General features: G+C 60.6%; 12 protein-coding genes. 5 read left to right on the forward strand and 7 right to left on the reverse strand.

Annotated features, from left to right (window positions below):
• The first annotated feature begins 54 nt into the window (after window positions 1–54).
• Both AB4Y87_RS23920 and AB4Y87_RS23925 read left to right on the forward strand, forming a co-directional pair.
• The gene (locus AB4Y87_RS23920; RefSeq protein WP_442006724.1) at window positions 55–969 is read left to right on the forward strand and encodes an oxidoreductase; all 915 of its coding nucleotides are present in this window, start codon (window positions 55–57) and stop codon (window positions 967–969) included.
• A 47-nt stretch (window positions 970–1,016) separates the two neighbouring features.
• The gene (locus AB4Y87_RS23925) at window positions 1,017–1,889 is read left to right on the forward strand and encodes a helix-turn-helix transcriptional regulator (protein ID WP_442006725.1); all 873 of its coding nucleotides are present in this window, start codon (window positions 1,017–1,019) and stop codon (window positions 1,887–1,889) included.
• Between the two features lie 48 nt (window positions 1,890–1,937).
• On the opposite strand, the gene AB4Y87_RS23930 is transcribed toward AB4Y87_RS23925, so the two are convergent.
• From AB4Y87_RS23930 to AB4Y87_RS23945, 4 genes are all read right to left on the reverse strand, one after another.
• A complete protein-coding gene (locus tag AB4Y87_RS23930) occupies window positions 1,938–2,999 on the reverse strand; it encodes an aldo/keto reductase (RefSeq protein WP_442006726.1) in 1,062 nt (353 codons plus the stop codon).
• Window positions 3,000–3,123: 124 nt separating this feature from the next.
• Complete coding sequence (locus AB4Y87_RS23935; RefSeq protein ID WP_442006727.1) at window positions 3,124–6,363, reverse strand: 2-oxoglutarate dehydrogenase E1 component; 3,240 nt, start codon at window positions 6,361–6,363, stop codon at window positions 3,124–3,126.
• A gap of 296 nt (window positions 6,364–6,659) precedes the next feature.
• On the reverse strand, window positions 6,660–7,961 hold the full coding sequence (locus AB4Y87_RS23940; RefSeq protein WP_442006728.1) for an MFS transporter: 1,302 nt from the start codon (window positions 7,959–7,961) through the stop codon (window positions 6,660–6,662).
• 92 nt (window positions 7,962–8,053) lie between these two features.
• Window positions 8,054–8,857 carry an SDR family NAD(P)-dependent oxidoreductase gene (locus AB4Y87_RS23945; RefSeq protein ID WP_442006729.1) on the reverse strand — a complete coding sequence of 268 codons (804 nt, stop codon included), beginning with the start codon at window positions 8,855–8,857 and terminating at the stop codon, window positions 8,054–8,056.
• A 507-nt stretch (window positions 8,858–9,364) separates the two neighbouring features.
• Between AB4Y87_RS23945 and AB4Y87_RS23950 the strand changes: the two genes are divergently transcribed.
• Complete coding sequence (locus AB4Y87_RS23950) at window positions 9,365–10,858, forward strand: aldehyde dehydrogenase family protein (RefSeq protein WP_442006730.1); 1,494 nt, start codon at window positions 9,365–9,367, stop codon at window positions 10,856–10,858.
• 70 nt (window positions 10,859–10,928) lie between these two features.
• Here the strand turns inward: AB4Y87_RS23950 and AB4Y87_RS23955 are convergent, their stop codons facing one another.
• On the reverse strand, window positions 10,929–11,777 hold the full coding sequence (locus AB4Y87_RS23955; protein ID WP_442006731.1) for an HpcH/HpaI aldolase/citrate lyase family protein: 849 nt from the start codon (window positions 11,775–11,777) through the stop codon (window positions 10,929–10,931).
• A 35-nt stretch (window positions 11,778–11,812) separates the two neighbouring features.
• The gene (locus AB4Y87_RS23960; protein ID WP_442006732.1) at window positions 11,813–12,379 is read right to left on the reverse strand and encodes a MaoC family dehydratase; all 567 of its coding nucleotides are present in this window, start codon (window positions 12,377–12,379) and stop codon (window positions 11,813–11,815) included.
• Window positions 12,380–12,601: 222 nt separating this feature from the next.
• Between AB4Y87_RS23960 and AB4Y87_RS23965 the strand changes: the two genes are divergently transcribed.
• Window positions 12,602–13,777 carry an acyl-CoA dehydrogenase family protein gene (locus AB4Y87_RS23965; protein ID WP_442006733.1) on the forward strand — a complete coding sequence of 392 codons (1,176 nt, stop codon included), beginning with the start codon at window positions 12,602–12,604 and terminating at the stop codon, window positions 13,775–13,777.
• Between the two features lie 446 nt (window positions 13,778–14,223).
• Window positions 14,224–14,961 (forward strand): GntR family transcriptional regulator, encoded by a 738-nt coding sequence (locus AB4Y87_RS23970; RefSeq protein WP_442006734.1) that lies wholly within the window; start codon window positions 14,224–14,226, stop codon window positions 14,959–14,961.
• A gap of 37 nt (window positions 14,962–14,998) precedes the next feature.
• Here the strand turns inward: AB4Y87_RS23970 and AB4Y87_RS23975 are convergent, their stop codons facing one another.
• On the reverse strand, window positions 14,999–15,388 hold the full coding sequence (locus AB4Y87_RS23975; protein WP_442006735.1) for a nuclear transport factor 2 family protein: 390 nt from the start codon (window positions 15,386–15,388) through the stop codon (window positions 14,999–15,001).
• Window positions 15,389–15,565: the final 177 nt, after the last annotated feature.

A 15,565-nucleotide genomic window follows, 5' to 3' on the forward strand; every position in this document is an offset into this window, starting at 1 on the left:
ACCAACTAGTCAGTTGACAGGCGAGGCGTGCTGGCCTAACGTGTAACTAACCAGTTGGATGGTCCGACCACTGCCATCGTCGCCGGAACTTCCATCAACGCATCACGGCAAGAGAATGACAAGGAAAACGATATGTACACACCCACCAAAGTGGCTCTGGTCACCGGCGCCTCCTCCGGGATCGGAGCCGACACGGCGCTGCGCCTGAAGGAAGCGGGCTACACCGTCTACGGCGCCGCACGGCGCACAGAGCGGATGTCGGCGCTTCAGGACGCAGGCGTCAACATCCTCTGCCTGGACGTCACCGACGACGACTCGATCCGCACGGCGGTCGAAAGCATCATCCGCGAGTCGGGACGCGTAGACGTCCTGGTCAACAACGCCGGTTACGGCGCCTACGGCTCCATCGAAGACGTTCCGATGGTCGAGGCGCGCGCTCAGATGGAGGTCAACATCTTCGGTCTGGCCCGCCTGACGCAGCTCGTCCTGCCGCACATGCGCGCCCAGCACAGTGGCACGGTCATCAACATCAGCTCCATGGGCGGCGAATTCACCACCGTCCTAGGCGGCTGGTACCACGCCAGCAAGTACGCGGTCGAGGCCCTCAGCGACGCCCTGCGCATGGAGACCGCGCAGCACGGCATCCGCGTCGTGGTCGTCCAGCCCGGCTCGATCCGCACCGAGTGGGGCGCCATCGCTGCGGAGAAGCTCAAAGAAACCTCCAGTACCGGCGCATACGCCACCATGGCTAACGGTGCCGCCAGGGCCCTCGCCGCGAGCTCAGCGCCGAACGCGCGTACCACCTCGGAGCCGGCAGTAATTGGCAAGACCATCGTCAAGATCGCCAATGCCCGACGGCCGCGTACCCGCTACCGCGTCGGCTTCGGGGCCCGGCCCCTTGTGTTCCTGCGCCGGCTGCTCTCGGACCGCGCCTTCGACTCAATCATGCGCCGCGCCATGGGTGTCTGACCCCGGCGCCCTTGGAGCAGGAGAGACTGCGGCCGTACGGTGATGACGTGAGCAAGAAAGACGACATTCGGAAATTCCTGGTAGCGCGGCGTGCCAACATCACCCTCGCAGAGGCCGGACTGCCCGACTTTGGGGACGAACGACGTGTCCCGGGGCTCCGCCGCGAAGAGGCCGCCCAACTTGCCGGCGTCAGCGTCGACTACTACACGCGGCTGGAGCGCGGCAACATCCATGGGGCCTCCGAAAGCGTTCTTAACGCGATCGCCCGCGCCCTGCATCTGACCGACGTCGAACGCGAACACCTCCTCGACCTCGCCCGCCTCACCCCATCGGCAGCCGACAGACGGACAAAAACGACGGCGGCTGCCGGCGTCCGTCCGTCGGTCCAGCGGGTGCTCGACAATCTGGCGATGCCCGCCGTCGTCTATAACGCCCGCCAAGACCTCGTCGCATCGAACCTGCTGGGGCGGGCGCTCTTCTCGCTGCATTTCGACTCCGACCGGCCCAACATGGCTCGCTTCATCTTCCTCGACTCACGGGCGAAGGATTACTACGCCGACTGGCCCCTCGCGTGCAGCCTTACCGCAGCGATGCTCCGCTACGAAGCCGGTCGCGCCCCCCTCAATGCCGAGATCACAGAACTCATCGGCGAGCTTGCCACCCGCAGTCTCCAGTTTCGGAAGGACTGGGCGGACCAGGACGTCCACGAGCACCGCACCGGCCAGAAAGCCTATGCGCACCCCGAGGTGGGCACCATGGACCTTACCTACGATGTTTTCGAAATGCCGGGCGAGCCAGGACTGTCCATCGCCACGTTCACCCCGGACGAGGGCTCCGAATCAGCCGATAGGCTCATCCTGCTCGCCAGCTGGGCGGCCACTCAGGAATTTGATTCGACGATGATTTCTCCCGACTCCTAGACACCATGCCGGCAGAACGTTTACGACGGCGTGAATCTTTGGTCTCCGCTACGCCTGGCTGTTGCGTAGTGCTTCTTTGGCAACGATGTCGTGCGGACCCAGACGGTCCGAAGCGGACTTGGCGTGGTGCCAATATGGGTAGATCAGCGGTGGTGCGGAGACCTTATCCAGCCGGGCGCACTCCTCTGCCGTGAGTGTAAGATCGGCAGCGGCGAGGTTGTCCAAGAGTTGCTGCTCAGTCCTGGCGCCCACCACGAGCGATGACATCCCGGGCCGGCCCAGCAGCCATGCCAGCGAGACCTGGGCGGCGGAGATTCCGCGGGAGTCGCCGATTGCGACGAGCTCGTCCACGATGTCATACAGAGCGCCCTCGTCACGCACCGGGGGCTCATTCCATTCTGCGAGCTGACGAGCGCCCTCAGGTGCAGCCTGCCCTCGCCGGTACTTGCCCGATAGCAGGCCACCAGCCAGTGGGCTCCAGACCAGCACTCCGACACCTGCGTCCTCGGCGATTGGGAGCAGTTCGTACTCGGCCTCGCGTGCCTGCAGCGTGTAGTGAATTTGCTGCGAGACGAATGGCTGATACCCCATCCGCTGGGACACCCCGAGGGCTTTCATCAGTTGCCAGCCCGCATAGTTCGAACTGCCGATGTACCTGACTTTGCCGGAACGCACCAGTGAGTCCAGTGCTTCGAGTGTCTCCTCGAGAGGAACCTGTCCATCCCACTCGTGTACCTGATACAGGTCGATGTGATCCGTGCCCAGGCGACGCAGGCTGGCCTCGCATTGGGCGATGATGTGATGCCGGGAGAGACCGCCGTCGTTGGGGCCGTCAGCCATGGCCATTCGCACCTTCGTGGCGACGAGCGTGCGGTCGCGACGACCTTTCAGCGCCTTGCCCAGCATCTCCTCAGACGCGCCGTAGGAGTACACGTTTGCAGTGTCGACCAGATTCACTCCGTGATCGAACGCGACATCCAGCAGCCGCTTTGCTTCATCAAGCCCAGTGCTGCCGGCATACGCGAAAAAGCCACGACCGCCAAACATCATCGCTCCGAGGGTGATGGTGGAGACCTTGAGCCCTGAACGTCCCAAGTAGCGGTATTCCATGATGTTTCCTTTCCCTTGCATTAACTGTTCGTAGTCCGGGGTGCCCGGAGGTTGGAGCCGGAGCGCGCCCAGGCACCTCCACAAGGATCGTCACGCCAGCCCGCTTGGACGAGTGTCCTAAGGGTTACCCGATGCGGAAGTCGACGGCGCCAGTCTGGGCCGCTGTCGCCAACAGGCGTTCCTGGGCGGCTTTGTGCTCGGATGAGTAGCCTTCGGCGGGGGATGCTGCTTCTGGCCTGCCTATGTAGCCCAGACGGAACCGGCTCAAACCCATTTTGAGCAGCTTAGGCAGGACGTAACTCCATGCGCCCATGTTTTCGGGTTCTTCCTGAAGCCAGACGATCTCTTCCAGTTCGCCGGCAGCCGCGACTTCCCTCATGATCGCTTCGTGAGGGAACGGGTAGAGCTGTTCGATGCGTAGCAGACGAACGCCTTCACCCAGACGCTCCTTGGCCTCTGCGCCCACCTTGCCGGAGCAAAGCACGAGGCGACGGGTGAGGTCAATGGCTTCCCCTGTCGCGAGTACCGGGTGGAAGGTGGCCGCCGTGAAGTCCTCAGTGGGAGACTTGGCGGACTCGGCCCTCAGCAAAGACTTAGGCGTAAAGATGATGTGCGGGCGTGGTTCATCCATTGCGGCGGCGTTAACCAAGGCGTTGAAGTATTGGGCTGCAGTGGTGGGAACCAGGATGCGGGCGTTGTCCCGGGCAGCCAGCTGAAGGAACCGCTCCAGACGCGCTGAAGAGTGCTCGGGGCCGGCACCTTCCCAGCCATGGGGGAGCAGCGCCACAAAGCGGCTTTCGCGGCCCCACTTGTCACGCCCGGCCATGATGAACTGATCGAAGATGACCTGGGCCACGTTCACGAAGTCACCGAACTGCGCCTCCCACAGCTGGAGTGAGCCGGTGTTCGTACGGCCGTAGCCGTATTCGAAGCCGACGGTGGCTACTTCGGTCAGAGGGGTGTTCGCCACGAGGAAGGGTGCATCGGTAAACGTCAGCCGCTCGGACTTGTCTCCGGTTTGAACATCGTGGACCACGATGTGCCTGTGGCTGAACGTTCCGCGCTCTACATCTTCACCCGTAAGCCGCAAGGGGACTCCGGCCTGGTTGATGAGCTTAAGGGCAAGCAGCTCTGCCTGGCCCCAGTCAATCACGAAGTTCCGGTCACGCAGTGCGCGCTTCTTGTCGAACTGTTTCATCAGCTTCGGGTGGATGGCGACGTCATCGCGGGACTGTTCTGATATGTCCAGGACCTCGGAGACCCAGGATGCGGTGATGGATCCCAACTTCTCGTGGACATCCGGGCGAGAATGGAATTCCTGCGTGACCACTGAATTGAGATCGAAGACCCTGGCCTTCTCCAAGGCCCCAACCAAGCGTTTCCTCGCAGCGGCCCGAGTATCTGCGACATAGGTGTCTGCCACCAGCCCGGCCGCCGTCAGGGTGGACGCGTAGATCTCATGCACAGGGGGGTGCTCGTCGATGTCGCTGTAGTAGACGGGCTGGGTGTAGCGTGGCTCGTCAGTTTCGTTATGGCCATGGCGCCGGTAACCCTGGACGTGGATCACGATGTCCGCGCCAAATCGCTCGCGGTATTCGAAGGCAATCGTGGCTGCCATGAGATTGGCGTCAACATCATCGGCATCGGTGTGGATGACGGGTACGTCAAAGCCTCGGATGACGTCGGAGGGCCACGTTGTTGACCGGAGTTGGAACGGAGTGGCTGTGAATCCCAGCCGGTTGTCCTGGACAATGTGGATGGTTCCGCCCACGTTGTAGGGTTCGAGCCGTTGCAGGTTGAAGGTCTCGTACACCACGCCTTGACCCGTGAAAGCAGCATCTCCATGCAGCAGGACGGGGAGCACTCTACGGCGCGCATCATTGGGGGCAAGGCCCCGGGCAATGAGGTCGTCCTGCTTGGCCCTTGCGGCGCCGAGGGCTACCGGCGAAACAAATTCAAGATGGCTGGGGTTTTGCTCCAGCATCACGCCCAGGGATGAACCGTCAGTGTCGGTGAACGTGCCGCTACCGCCCAGGTGCTGCCGGACATCCCCCGAACGCGCGAACTCTGTAGAGTGCGCAGTAGGCAGGAACTCGGCCAGAATCCGCTCCATGGGCCAATTGAGGATGTGCGCCATGATGCTTAGCCGGCCGCGGTGGGCCATGCCCAGCACAGTTTCCGTGTATCCCTTCCCGGCGGCCTGTCCGGCCAATTCGGCCAATGCCAGCACAGAGGACTCAAGGCCTTGAACGGACAGGGTTTTCTGCCCGAGGAACTGCGTCTGCAAGTACGTTTCAAAGACATCGATCTCGGTTGCAAGCCGCAGCGCTTGCAAGCGGCGGTCCGAGGCAGGCTGAGGGGTTCCGTGCCTGATCAGGTTGGCGAGCCAGGTCCGGGCTTCCGGATCGGACAGATGTGAGAACTCGACTTCGACGCCGTCGGGCAGCCAGGACCCTTCGACGCGTGCGCGTACTGGCTCCAGCCGGGCGACTGCTGTGCTGGCCGTTCCATTGAACTCGGCCAACCGTACTGCATCGGACTGTAACGACGCCGAGAGGTCAAGGAGGGGGTCAGGCTCATTCTGGAGTATTTCCTGTTCCAGCTGCGCAAGGAACTCCTGCGACCGCAGGAATTTTTCGATGGCGCCCAAGAAGCTTCCGGAGTCTGCTCCCTGAATGGCACGGTGGTCATATGTTGAAGACAACGTCAAAACGGGGTCCACGGGATGAGTGGCCGCCAGTTTTTCGAGTCCCGCTGGGACACCGATGGCCCCAGCGGCAACGATGATGCCCGGACCGGCGGGAAGCAGCGGTACACCTGTTGTAGAACCAAAACGGCCCGTGCTGGTGAGGATGAGGGACGCACCGCGCAGCTTGGCGACCGAAATAGTGCCAGCCCTGCACTCTTGAGAAAGCTGGCCAAGACGCTCAACCAGTTCCGGGAAGGTAAGACTTCCTGCGTCCTGGATGACCGGCACCATGATGGAGTGCCCAGCTGAAGTTTCGACGTCGACCGCAACTCCGAGGTTGACTGTGCCCTCTTCCACAAGCACCAGATCGGAACCGTCGCTTTCAATGCGGCGACGCACCGCAGCAACCTGATGCTGTGCAGCCCGCGCCATAGCTGTGGCGAGCACAGCCGCAATTGGAACGTTGAATCCCTGGCCGCGGAGCCTGTCGCGCCACTCCATGAGACCGGAGACCTCGAAGGTCCTCATGGTCGAGGCAGTTGGGACGCTGAGGCTGGCCTCCATGTTGCGGGCCAGAGCAGCGCCTCTGCCCCGAAGGACCTTACGGGAGTCGGCCTCCGGCGCGGGTCCGGACTGTGCGGGGGTGGAACCGGAAGTATTGGTGTTTTGAAGCATCTCTTTATCTTTCGCGCGGTGCTCGTGTCAGTGCCTGGGGGAGTGTGGCGTAAAGAAGGGCCAGCTAGGCATGGAAGATGATGTACTCCATACTGTCCGTTATGGATCGGCCTCACCAATACCGATTTGTGATACCTCCATTTCCCAGTGCTATCCGTAAATTCGGGGGCCGGGGCATCCTCCATGAGGAAGGGCGCCGAAGACTTGGTCTTCGCCGCCCTTCCCCGGAATATAGCTCCTGCGAACCTTGCAGCTTCAGTGTCGAGGAGACAAGTTCCGCTCAGTTGGCCCCGGCCCTATCCAAGGTCTTCGAGTGGTACCTTGTTCGTTTCCTTCGAGAACAGAGCCGCAAACGCTGCTGCTATGCATGTGATCGTGACGATGATTGGAGCTGCCAACCAGTTGTCTCTCGTAACGAATGCCGTGGCGATGGCAGGCACAAAGCCGACCACCACGATCCCTGCGTTGAAGCCCACTGCTGACGCGGAGTATCGAACCCGGACGTCAAACAGCTCACCTGAGAACGTTTGACTTACGGCGTTCACGGCAGCGTAGAAGATGGAGAAAGCACCCACGATTGACACAAATATCATTGGAATGTTGTGCATAACGATGGCGCCGAAATATGCGAAAGTCATTGCCGCCGAAGTAATGGAACCGAATATGATCACKGGACGGCGACCGATACGATCCGAAAGAAGCCCCCAGAAGGGTTGGGCAATCGCATTGAGTCCGTATCCTGCGATAGAGGCCCAAATCATCGTGGTATAGGAGATCTCGATCCCAAATTCAGGTCGGGTGGCAAAGGCCAGTCCGAACGTGAAAAGCATGGTGCCGATTGACGCGCTCGTCGTAAGCAGCAGAACTTTGATAATGCCCCAAGGGTAGCGGCGGAGAGCGGTAATGAGTGGTATTTTGACCTCCTTATGCTCCTCTACGACCTCTTTGATGAAGATGACTGCCTCCTCGAGCTTCGAACGCATAATCAGCGCGACAGCCACAACAATGGCACTGGCGAAGAAGGGGATGCGCCACCCCCAGGAGAACAAGAGATCATGGGGGAGGGCCGCAATCGGCAGGAATGCGACGTTCGCGAGTACGAAGCCGATGGAATTTCCTGACTGTGTAAACGAGGTGTAGAAGGCCCTCCTGCCGTGCGGGGCGGACTCGAGCGTAAGCGTACTGGCTCCGGTCGTTTCTGCGCCCGCAGATAGTCCCTGAAATAGCCGCATAACTACTAGAAGGGCTGGCGCCAAAAATCCAACCTGCTCATACGTCGGAAGGAAGCCGATAATGAATGTCGACAGCCCCATCAGCACGATTGTCAAGACCAAGATGCGCTTCCGGCCGAATTTGTCCCCGAAATGCGAAAAGATTACCGCGCCGGCTGGGCGTGCCACATAACCAACCCCGAGTGTGCCGAGGGAAAGCAGAATTCCAGTGGCGGCGCTGGTGCCGGTCGGGAACATCAGCGTGGGGAAGACTATTGCCGCAGCCAGAGAGTAAAGGAAGAAGTCGTAGTATTCGAGAGCACCACCTACGAGAGCCGATGCGGCAGCGCGACGTGCGCGGGACTTCTCCAGCTGGGTGCCGCCCACCGATTTGGATGTTGCGGTTAGTGAATTTGTGCTGGCCACGTTAGCTCCTTTGCTGAAGTGGTTGGATTGGATTTGGCAGTGATCGACCCGGACTATTCGGCAGTGCGTCCGCCGTCGACGGGCACCACGGTTCCCAAGGTGTAACCGGCTTGCGGTGAGGCGAGCCAGAGGACTGCTGAGGCAATCTCCTCAGGCCGGCCGAGGCGTCCAATTGGCTGCGTCGACTCCATGGCGGCGATGCCGTCCTGGCTGCCACCCGTGACCACATGTGCCAGTTCGGTGTCGACCGGTCCAGGGGCTACTGCATTTACGCGGATACCCTGGCGCGCGTAGTCGAGACTTGCTGCCCTGGTTAGCCCCGCAACTGCATGCTTGGCCGCCGTGTACAGGGCGAGGCCTCTTCGTCCGCGCAGCCCCGCACCGGAGGCAGTGTTTACGATGGCACCGCCGCCGCTCTTCAGGAGCGCGGGGATTTGGTACTTCATGCCAAGGAACACGCCGAGCGCGTTCGTGTCCATGATCAGCCGCCACTCATCAACAGTTGATTCGGCCAACGGTATGGGTTTCTGTATCCGGCCGACGTTGTTGAACGCGACGTCGAGCCTTCCGAATTCGCTCATCGTCTCATTGACGGCCGAGCGCACCTCGTCCTCCGACGTCACATCGACATGGAGGGTAATTGCCTCCCCGCCTTCATTGCGGATGATTTTGGCGGTCTCGCTGTTGGCTTCATCGTCGAAATCCGCCAGGGCGAGGCGCGCTCCTTCCTGTGCGAACGCAATGGCGGTTGCCCGGCCGATTCCCTTGCCTGCCCTGTCACAAAGGCAATCTTGTTTTCGAACCGGTTTGCTGACATCGTCATCGACATCTAAATCCCTTTCTTTCGGCAGGCCCATTTCTGCCGTTAATTTTCATCGCAACGTAGATCCTCGCGACCCTGTCGGTGACGGAGATCACAGCGAGCTAATTCATCCTGAGCGGTTTTGAGAGCGATAGCAAATATTGTCTTGTGATGGACCTATTACCGAAGGGCATGGCTCTGTAGCGGGCTTCTGTGTGCGTCGAGACGCCTTCTACCTGCGGAGTTTTTGTCGCGACTCGTAGTTCACAACTGAATACTATGAGACTCGTTGATATCCCTATCACTGAATATCATTGGTCAATTGACTGCGTTACTGGTCACTATGACTAGTAATGAGCCAAGGGTGTACCTTCCTGTCCAAATTGCGGCATTGAAAAACGGAATTGCTGCACGGACGGTGCCGGTTGCGCACCGAGCAAGGACACCTGCCAGGCGTCTCTACTGCAACCCCGAATTTAACTCGTCATACATTGGCGAGGGAACTGAACGATAAGAACCTGCTGAGTTGCTTGGCTGGTTTGCGAGAGAATGGGTAACACGCATGACGGTGAACGTAGCGGATATTCGGCGGACGGTCGGTTACATCTCACATGAGGGAGTAGTGACTCCACGGTCCGGACACATCATGCCGATTGAGAATCCTTCGACCAGCAGGCAGATTGGTGAGCTGTACGAAGTGACCGCTGAGGAGCTGGACTGGATCGTCCAAGGTGCTCAGCAGACCTATGAGTCATCCTGGCGGCACGCGGCTCCTGAGGTGCGTGCGAAGCTGTTGTCGGCATGGGCGGATCGCATAGTGGAACATCGTGAGGAGCTCGCCGACATCGAGGTAGCCGATGTGGGTCATCTCCGTCGAGAAGTGCTGGCGGAGCTGGGATCATGTGAGCGGACGCTGAGGTACTACGCGGGCATTGCAGACAAGATCGAGGGTCGATCCTTTGTTCAGTTGCCGGAACGGCTCTCCTATGAGTTGCGCGAGCCATTTGGGGTGGTGGCAGGAATCAGTCCTTACAACGGAAACGCCAATTTCGTTGCAATGAAGGCGGGGCCGGCGCTGGCTGCGGGTAACTGCATTGTCATTAAGGCGCCGGAAGTCGCCCCTCTACTCAATTTCAGGCTGGTGGAACTCGCGCTCGAGGCGGGGTTCCCACGAGGGGTCATCAATGTTGTTACGGGCCGCGGAGCAATCGTAGGACCCCTTCTTAGTCAACACCCGAACATCGGGATGATCGCCTTTACCGGCGGGCCCTTATCTGGCCGTGCCGTGCTCACCCAGTCGGCCACCAACATCGTGCCGACCGTCCTGGAACTGGGAGGAAAGAGTCCTGCCATCCTGTTGCCGGACGCCGATTTGGATGTAGCCATCCCGTCGGTGCTTCACTCGAACTTCGCCAAAAGCGGTCAGAGCTGCGTGGCTGGCTCCCGTATCCTCGTGCATGAGTCAATCTATGACCGTGTTCGTGAAGAAGTTGGAGCCCTCGCGAAGACCGTGCGTGTCGGACTTCCTGGCCGGGAGTCTTCCCAAATGGGCACACTCATTAACCGTCAGCATCGGAGCAGGGTCGACGATCTTGTGCGGCGATCGGTCGAGGAAGGAGCCACGCTTTTGGCAGGTGGTGCGCCTGCCGAAGATGGCGAATTGAGGGAAGGCGCCTTCTATCAACCGACTGTTCTCGGTGAGGTCGTTGACGATAATCCGGCGGCCACCGAGGAGTTTTTCGGGCCGGTCGCCAGTTTGTTGCCGTATGGCAGCTTGGACGATGCAGTCTCGCGTGCGAACAACACTCCATTCGGTCTCAGTGCTCAGGTGTGGAGTAATGACGCGAAGGCGATCCAGTACCTTTCCAAGAATCTTGTCGCGGGAACAGTTTGGATCAACACCTACCGTTCGTTTCACCCGACCGTGCCGTTTGGCGGGATGAAGCAGAGCGGATTCGGCAAGGAGAACGGTTTCGATTCGGTGGCCATGTACACACGCCAGAAGGCCGTAGTTTGGGATCTCTCGACAGAACGCGTGCTGCCCTACAGCGACTAAAGGGATTCAGCGACTAAAGCAATCGCCGGCCGTGACGGTACTACGCTGCTGCCCTCCGAGGCCTCTTCTTTTACTGCCGCGTCTCTGCCCTTTGCAGGATGCGTTTGGCCCGCTCGGTTACCGGGCGGTCGATCATCTGTCCCTCCATCTGCGCGGCACCCCCTACGGCCCCGATAACAGAACGCGCCCATTGAATTTCTTCGTTCGTGGGTGCGAACGCTTGGCGTACCACCGCTATCTGGGCCGGATGGATGCACAGCTTCCCCCCGAAGCCGAAGTTCCGTGCGAGCTTGGCGGCGTCGGCTACCTTGTCGTTGTCAGCGATCTCGGTGGATGGGGAGTCAAGCGGGGCGGCGATTCCGGCGACCCGGGAGGCCAGGACCAGCTGCGCGCGGGCATGGTCCAGGAACCGATCCCCGCCATCTGCATTGATGTCCAGCGCGAAGTCGATGGCGCCGAAGGCGATCCGCGTCACCCCAGGTACGCTGGCGAGCTGCACCGCGTTCACCATGCCGGCTGCTGATTCAATCAACGGAACCAAGGCGAGGCGCTGGGGCAGTTGTGCGCGCAATTGCCGCAGGGCGTCGGCATCTTCCGCCTTCGGTAGCATGATGCCGAGCAGTCCGGCCCCAGGCGCCTTGGCGGCGGCGAGCAGCGCGCGGATCTCGCCGTCGTGCTGGCTCGAACCGATGGGGTTCACACGCACCAAGGCGCTCACACGCCCGCCGTCCTCACCTGGGGTGAGAGCGGCCAGCACCGAGGCCAGCGCACTGGCCTTGGAGTCCTGTGCGACGGCGTCTTCCAGATCGACGATTACGACGCCGGCGCCCGCAGCAGCGGCCTTCGCGAAGCGCTCCGGACGGTCACCTGGAACGAACAGTGCAGTGACAGCCGCCGCTACGGCCTCTGTGCCGACCATATTGGAGTCGGTTGTGATGCTCCCAGTCGCCGACCTCACTGGGCGTCCTCGATGAGAGGCAGGCTGGACTCGTCTGGACGAGCAGAGGCGACGCTGGGCAGATGGCCCTGCCTGTAAACCATGAACGTGCGGCGGTAGCTGATGACGATTTTGCTGTTCTGGTTGAAGCCTTCGGTAGCAACGGTCACCAGACCGAGGTTCGGGCGGGACTTCGATTCCCTGGTCGAGAGGACCTTGGAGCGTGAATAGATCGTGTCGCCTTCGTAGACCGGGTTGGGCATCCGGACCTCGTCCCAGCCCATGTTGGCGAAGACATTCATGGACAGATCGATGGTCGATTGGCCTGTGACCAGGGCGAGCGTGAACGTGGAGTTGACTAACGGCAGGCCGAACTCAGTGGCTTTGGCGAAATTCCGGTCCACGTGGGTCTTCGCCACGTTCTGTGTCATCAAGGTGAAGTTCTGGTTGTCGGCTTCGGTGACTGTTTTGCCGAAGGGGTGGTAGTAGATGTCTCCGGGCGAGAAGTCCTCGAACAAGCGGCCCGTCCATCCCGGTATCTCACGGTTTTCCCCAACACCTGACTGGGTTGCTTTTTTGGTCATCGATTATTCTCCTTGGTGTCCGCAGCCTCAGCGATGAGAGCGGCTGTTAAAGTTCCAATATATTGTGCGACTCAGCCAGTTTTCCCTCTTCTTGCCTGTAAAGTCAAGGATTCTGATGCGCGCTTCAAGAGTTGGTCACTCCTTGCCATATCTCAATATATTCCGTATCGTCAGATTCCAGAGGGTGACTCAAGGGTCGCCCATCCACTCAAAGGAGCAACTATGCCCACCCTGACGGCCGAAATCGAACAGTTGCGCGAGACGACGCGACGGCTTTGCGCCGCATTTCCCGACGAATACTGGCGCGAGACGGACCGCAACCGCCGCTACCCACAGGAATTCGTAGACACCCTCACGGAGGCGGGACTGCTCTCCGCGCTGATCCCTACCGAGTACGGCGGCCTCGGCCTGGGCCTGACCGAGGCCAGCGTCATCATGGAGGAGATCAACAAGTCGGGCGGCCATTCAGCGGCCTGCCACGCGCAGATGTACACAATGGGCGCCCTGCTGCGCCACGGCAGCGACGCCCAGAAGCAGGCGTACCTGCCCCAAATCGCCGCGGGCACACTTCGGCTGCAGGCCTTCTCAATCACCGAGGACAAGGCTGGATCGGACACGACCAGCATCGAAACCACAGCTGTGCGCGACGGCGACGACTTTATCATCACCGGGCATAAGAGCTGGACCAGCCGGATCGACGAATCGGACCTCGCCTTGGTACTGGCCCGGACGTCCGCGAAGCCTGAGGGCAAGGGCACCGACAAGACCCACGGTTTGACCCTGTTCCTGGTCGATCTGCGCCAGGTCCGGGCTGAGGAGCCGGACACGCTCAAGGTGCTCAAAGTCCGGACCATGTTCAACTACGCGACCAACCAGGTCTTCTACCAGGGCATGCGCGTCCCGGCATCGGCAGTGATCGGGGAGGTCGGCAAGGGCTTCCGCTACGTGATCGACGGCTGGAACGCCGAACGCATCCTGCTCGCCTCTGAGGCCATTGGTGACGGTTACTGGTTCACCCGTCGGGGCGTGGAGTATGCCAACAACCGTGAGGTCTTCGGCCGGAAGATCGGGACCAATCAGGGTGTGCAATTCCCCATCACTGACGCCTACATGAAGGTGCGGGCAGCAGACATGATGCGATACGAAGCAGCACGCCTCTTCGACGCCGGCGAGGCATGCGGCGCCGAGGCCAACATGGCCAAGCACCTTGCCTCAGAAGCTTCGTGGGCGGCGGGCAACGCCTGCCTGGACACCCACGGGGGCTACGGCTTCGTGGACGAGTATGACGTGGAACGAAAGTTCCGCGAGACGCGCATGTTCCAAGTGGCGCCGGTCAACAACAACCTGATCAAGAGCTTCGTTGCTACCAAGGTCCTGGGATTACCCCGCTCCTACTAAGAGGGGCACTGAACACCCGACAGGGCGGCCCCCGCCAATTCGACGACCTTCATTCAGGAGCAAGTGGTGGACCTTCAGCTGCAACCAAATTGGCAACGTACTCTCGGGCAGCGTGTAGAGATTTGGTGGGGCGGAAAATTGTTCCGGAAGGGAACGGTGGAAGCCGTCATGCCGGACAATTCTCTTCTTTGGATTTCAGCGGAAGGCAACGCATCGAGGCAGATGATTTCCCGTCATGACGGGTACCGGGTTTATACGCACTTCCTGCCTCCCCGTCCGTCCCCAAAAAACAAGTAATTGCTCCTATGGCATCTGGTCAGGTGGACAATCGGCGTCGAACACGCAACCGCACTGAACAACGCATTATCTGACCCTGCACACCAGGTGCGCCGCGGCCTATGCCGTATGTTAGGTGGGGGAAATTGACCAGAAAGAGTGCGCAGACCATGACCAGCAGCAGTCAACGCAGCAAGGCTCGCCCGCAACTGAGCGAGAAAGCGACTGCACATATCCGGGGCCTCATTATGTCCGGTGAACTGAGGCCGGGGACACTGGTTCGCCCTGAGACCATTGGTGAGGACCTTGGCATCTCGACCACGCCGGCACGAGAGGCGCTGCAAGCCTTGCGTGTGGAGGGCTTTCTCCGACTGGTGCCGAGGCGCGGATTCGTCGTGGGTCCGCTCACTGGCGAAGACATCAGGGACCTTTTCCAGGTGCAGGCCCTCATCGGCGGGGAGCTCGCCGCCCGTGCGGCCATCAAGGCAACCGAGCGGGACGTGGCCGAGCTCGAGGCACTGCACCACGAACTGATCGCCGCCGCCGCCCGGAACGATCATGAAGGGCTGGAAGAGAAGAACCACGCATTTCATCGTGAGATCAACCTGCTCGCCGATTCCCGCAAAATTATCTGGTTGCTGGGCCTGGTTACCAGGTACGTCCCGAGGCAGTTCTACTCCTCCATTCCGGGCTGGCCGCGGGCCACCGTGGAGGACCACGCTGAACTGCTCGCGGGCATTAAGGCGAAGGACTCAGCGGCAACGCGGGCCGCCATGCAGCAGCACATCGTTCATTCCGGCGAACTCCTGGCCGCTCACTTCGATGCGCGCGTCGCGGCAGCCGAAGCGGACAGCGAGCGGATCCATCCGGCGCAGACGAACGACGCCGGAGGGCTGGCTTCGGCCTAAACCCGGGCGGAACAGGACCGGCACCAGCCAGTCGCCTTCAAGCGTGCAGCAGGGGTGTGGCCTGATAGGCCACGAACTTCCAGGAACCCTCTTCGTTCACCCACACTGCGAGGGCACTGTTCTTCATCGTCATGGGAGTCCCGTTGACTGTCAGGTCAGCGTTCATTCGGACAATGACCAGTGCTGTATTGCCCACGATTGTGATTGTTTCGCTCTGGTGATCAATACGGTGGTATCGGACAACGCCGCTGCGCAGCTTGTCCGTATAGTCCTTCAAGGAATCCGTGTTGCCCCTCGAATGCGTGTACACGAGCTCCGGATGGCATAGCCCTTCGAAGCTGTCCACATCGCCGGCGAGGACCGCGTCATACCGCTGGTCTTCAAGCCTCTGGATAACGGCTTTTGCATTGCTGCTTGAGTCAGCCATGAATTCTTTCCTTCATGAGTCTGTGATGGAAGGACCGCGGGCAGCTCCCAGGCGGCTAACTCCCCGTTGAATGCTCACGATGGAACGTTGATTTTGGTGGGGGGTGCGTTGAGGAGTTTGTTGTGTGCTCCGAGTTTTGGGCCGAGGGAGCGGACTTGGCCGGGGGTTCGTGAGAGG

Source organism: Paenarthrobacter sp. RAF54_2 (genome assembly GCF_052113945.1).
Classification (GTDB): domain Bacteria; phylum Actinomycetota; class Actinomycetes; order Actinomycetales; family Micrococcaceae; genus Arthrobacter.

What these genes read in the sequence shown, in the direction of transcription:
- AB4Y87_RS23930 (WP_442006726.1), bottom strand. Translation starts at nt 2,999, where the DNA reads ATGGAATACCGCTACTTGGGACGTTCAGGGCTCAAGGTCTCCACCATC.
- AB4Y87_RS23955 (WP_442006731.1), bottom strand. Translation starts at nt 11,777, where the DNA reads ATGGTCGGCACAGAGGCCGTAGCGGCGGCTGTCACTGCACTGTTCGTT.
- AB4Y87_RS23965 (WP_442006733.1), top strand. Translation starts at nt 12,602, where the DNA reads ATGCCCACCCTGACGGCCGAAATCGAACAGTTGCGCGAGACGACGCGA.
- AB4Y87_RS23935 (WP_442006727.1), bottom strand. Translation starts at nt 6,363, where the DNA reads ATGCTTCAAAACACCAATACTTCCGGTTCCACCCCCGCACAGTCCGGA.
- AB4Y87_RS23950 (WP_442006730.1), top strand. Translation starts at nt 9,365, where the DNA reads ATGACGGTGAACGTAGCGGATATTCGGCGGACGGTCGGTTACATCTCA.
- AB4Y87_RS23945 (WP_442006729.1), bottom strand. Translation starts at nt 8,857, where the DNA reads ATGGGCCTGCCGAAAGAAAGGGATTTAGATGTCGATGACGATGTCAGC.
- AB4Y87_RS23960 (WP_442006732.1), bottom strand. Translation starts at nt 12,379, where the DNA reads ATGACCAAAAAAGCAACCCAGTCAGGTGTTGGGGAAAACCGTGAGATA.
- AB4Y87_RS23975 (WP_442006735.1), bottom strand. Translation starts at nt 15,388, where the DNA reads ATGGCTGACTCAAGCAGCAATGCAAAAGCCGTTATCCAGAGGCTTGAA.
- AB4Y87_RS23970 (WP_442006734.1), top strand. Translation starts at nt 14,224, where the DNA reads ATGACCAGCAGCAGTCAACGCAGCAAGGCTCGCCCGCAACTGAGCGAG.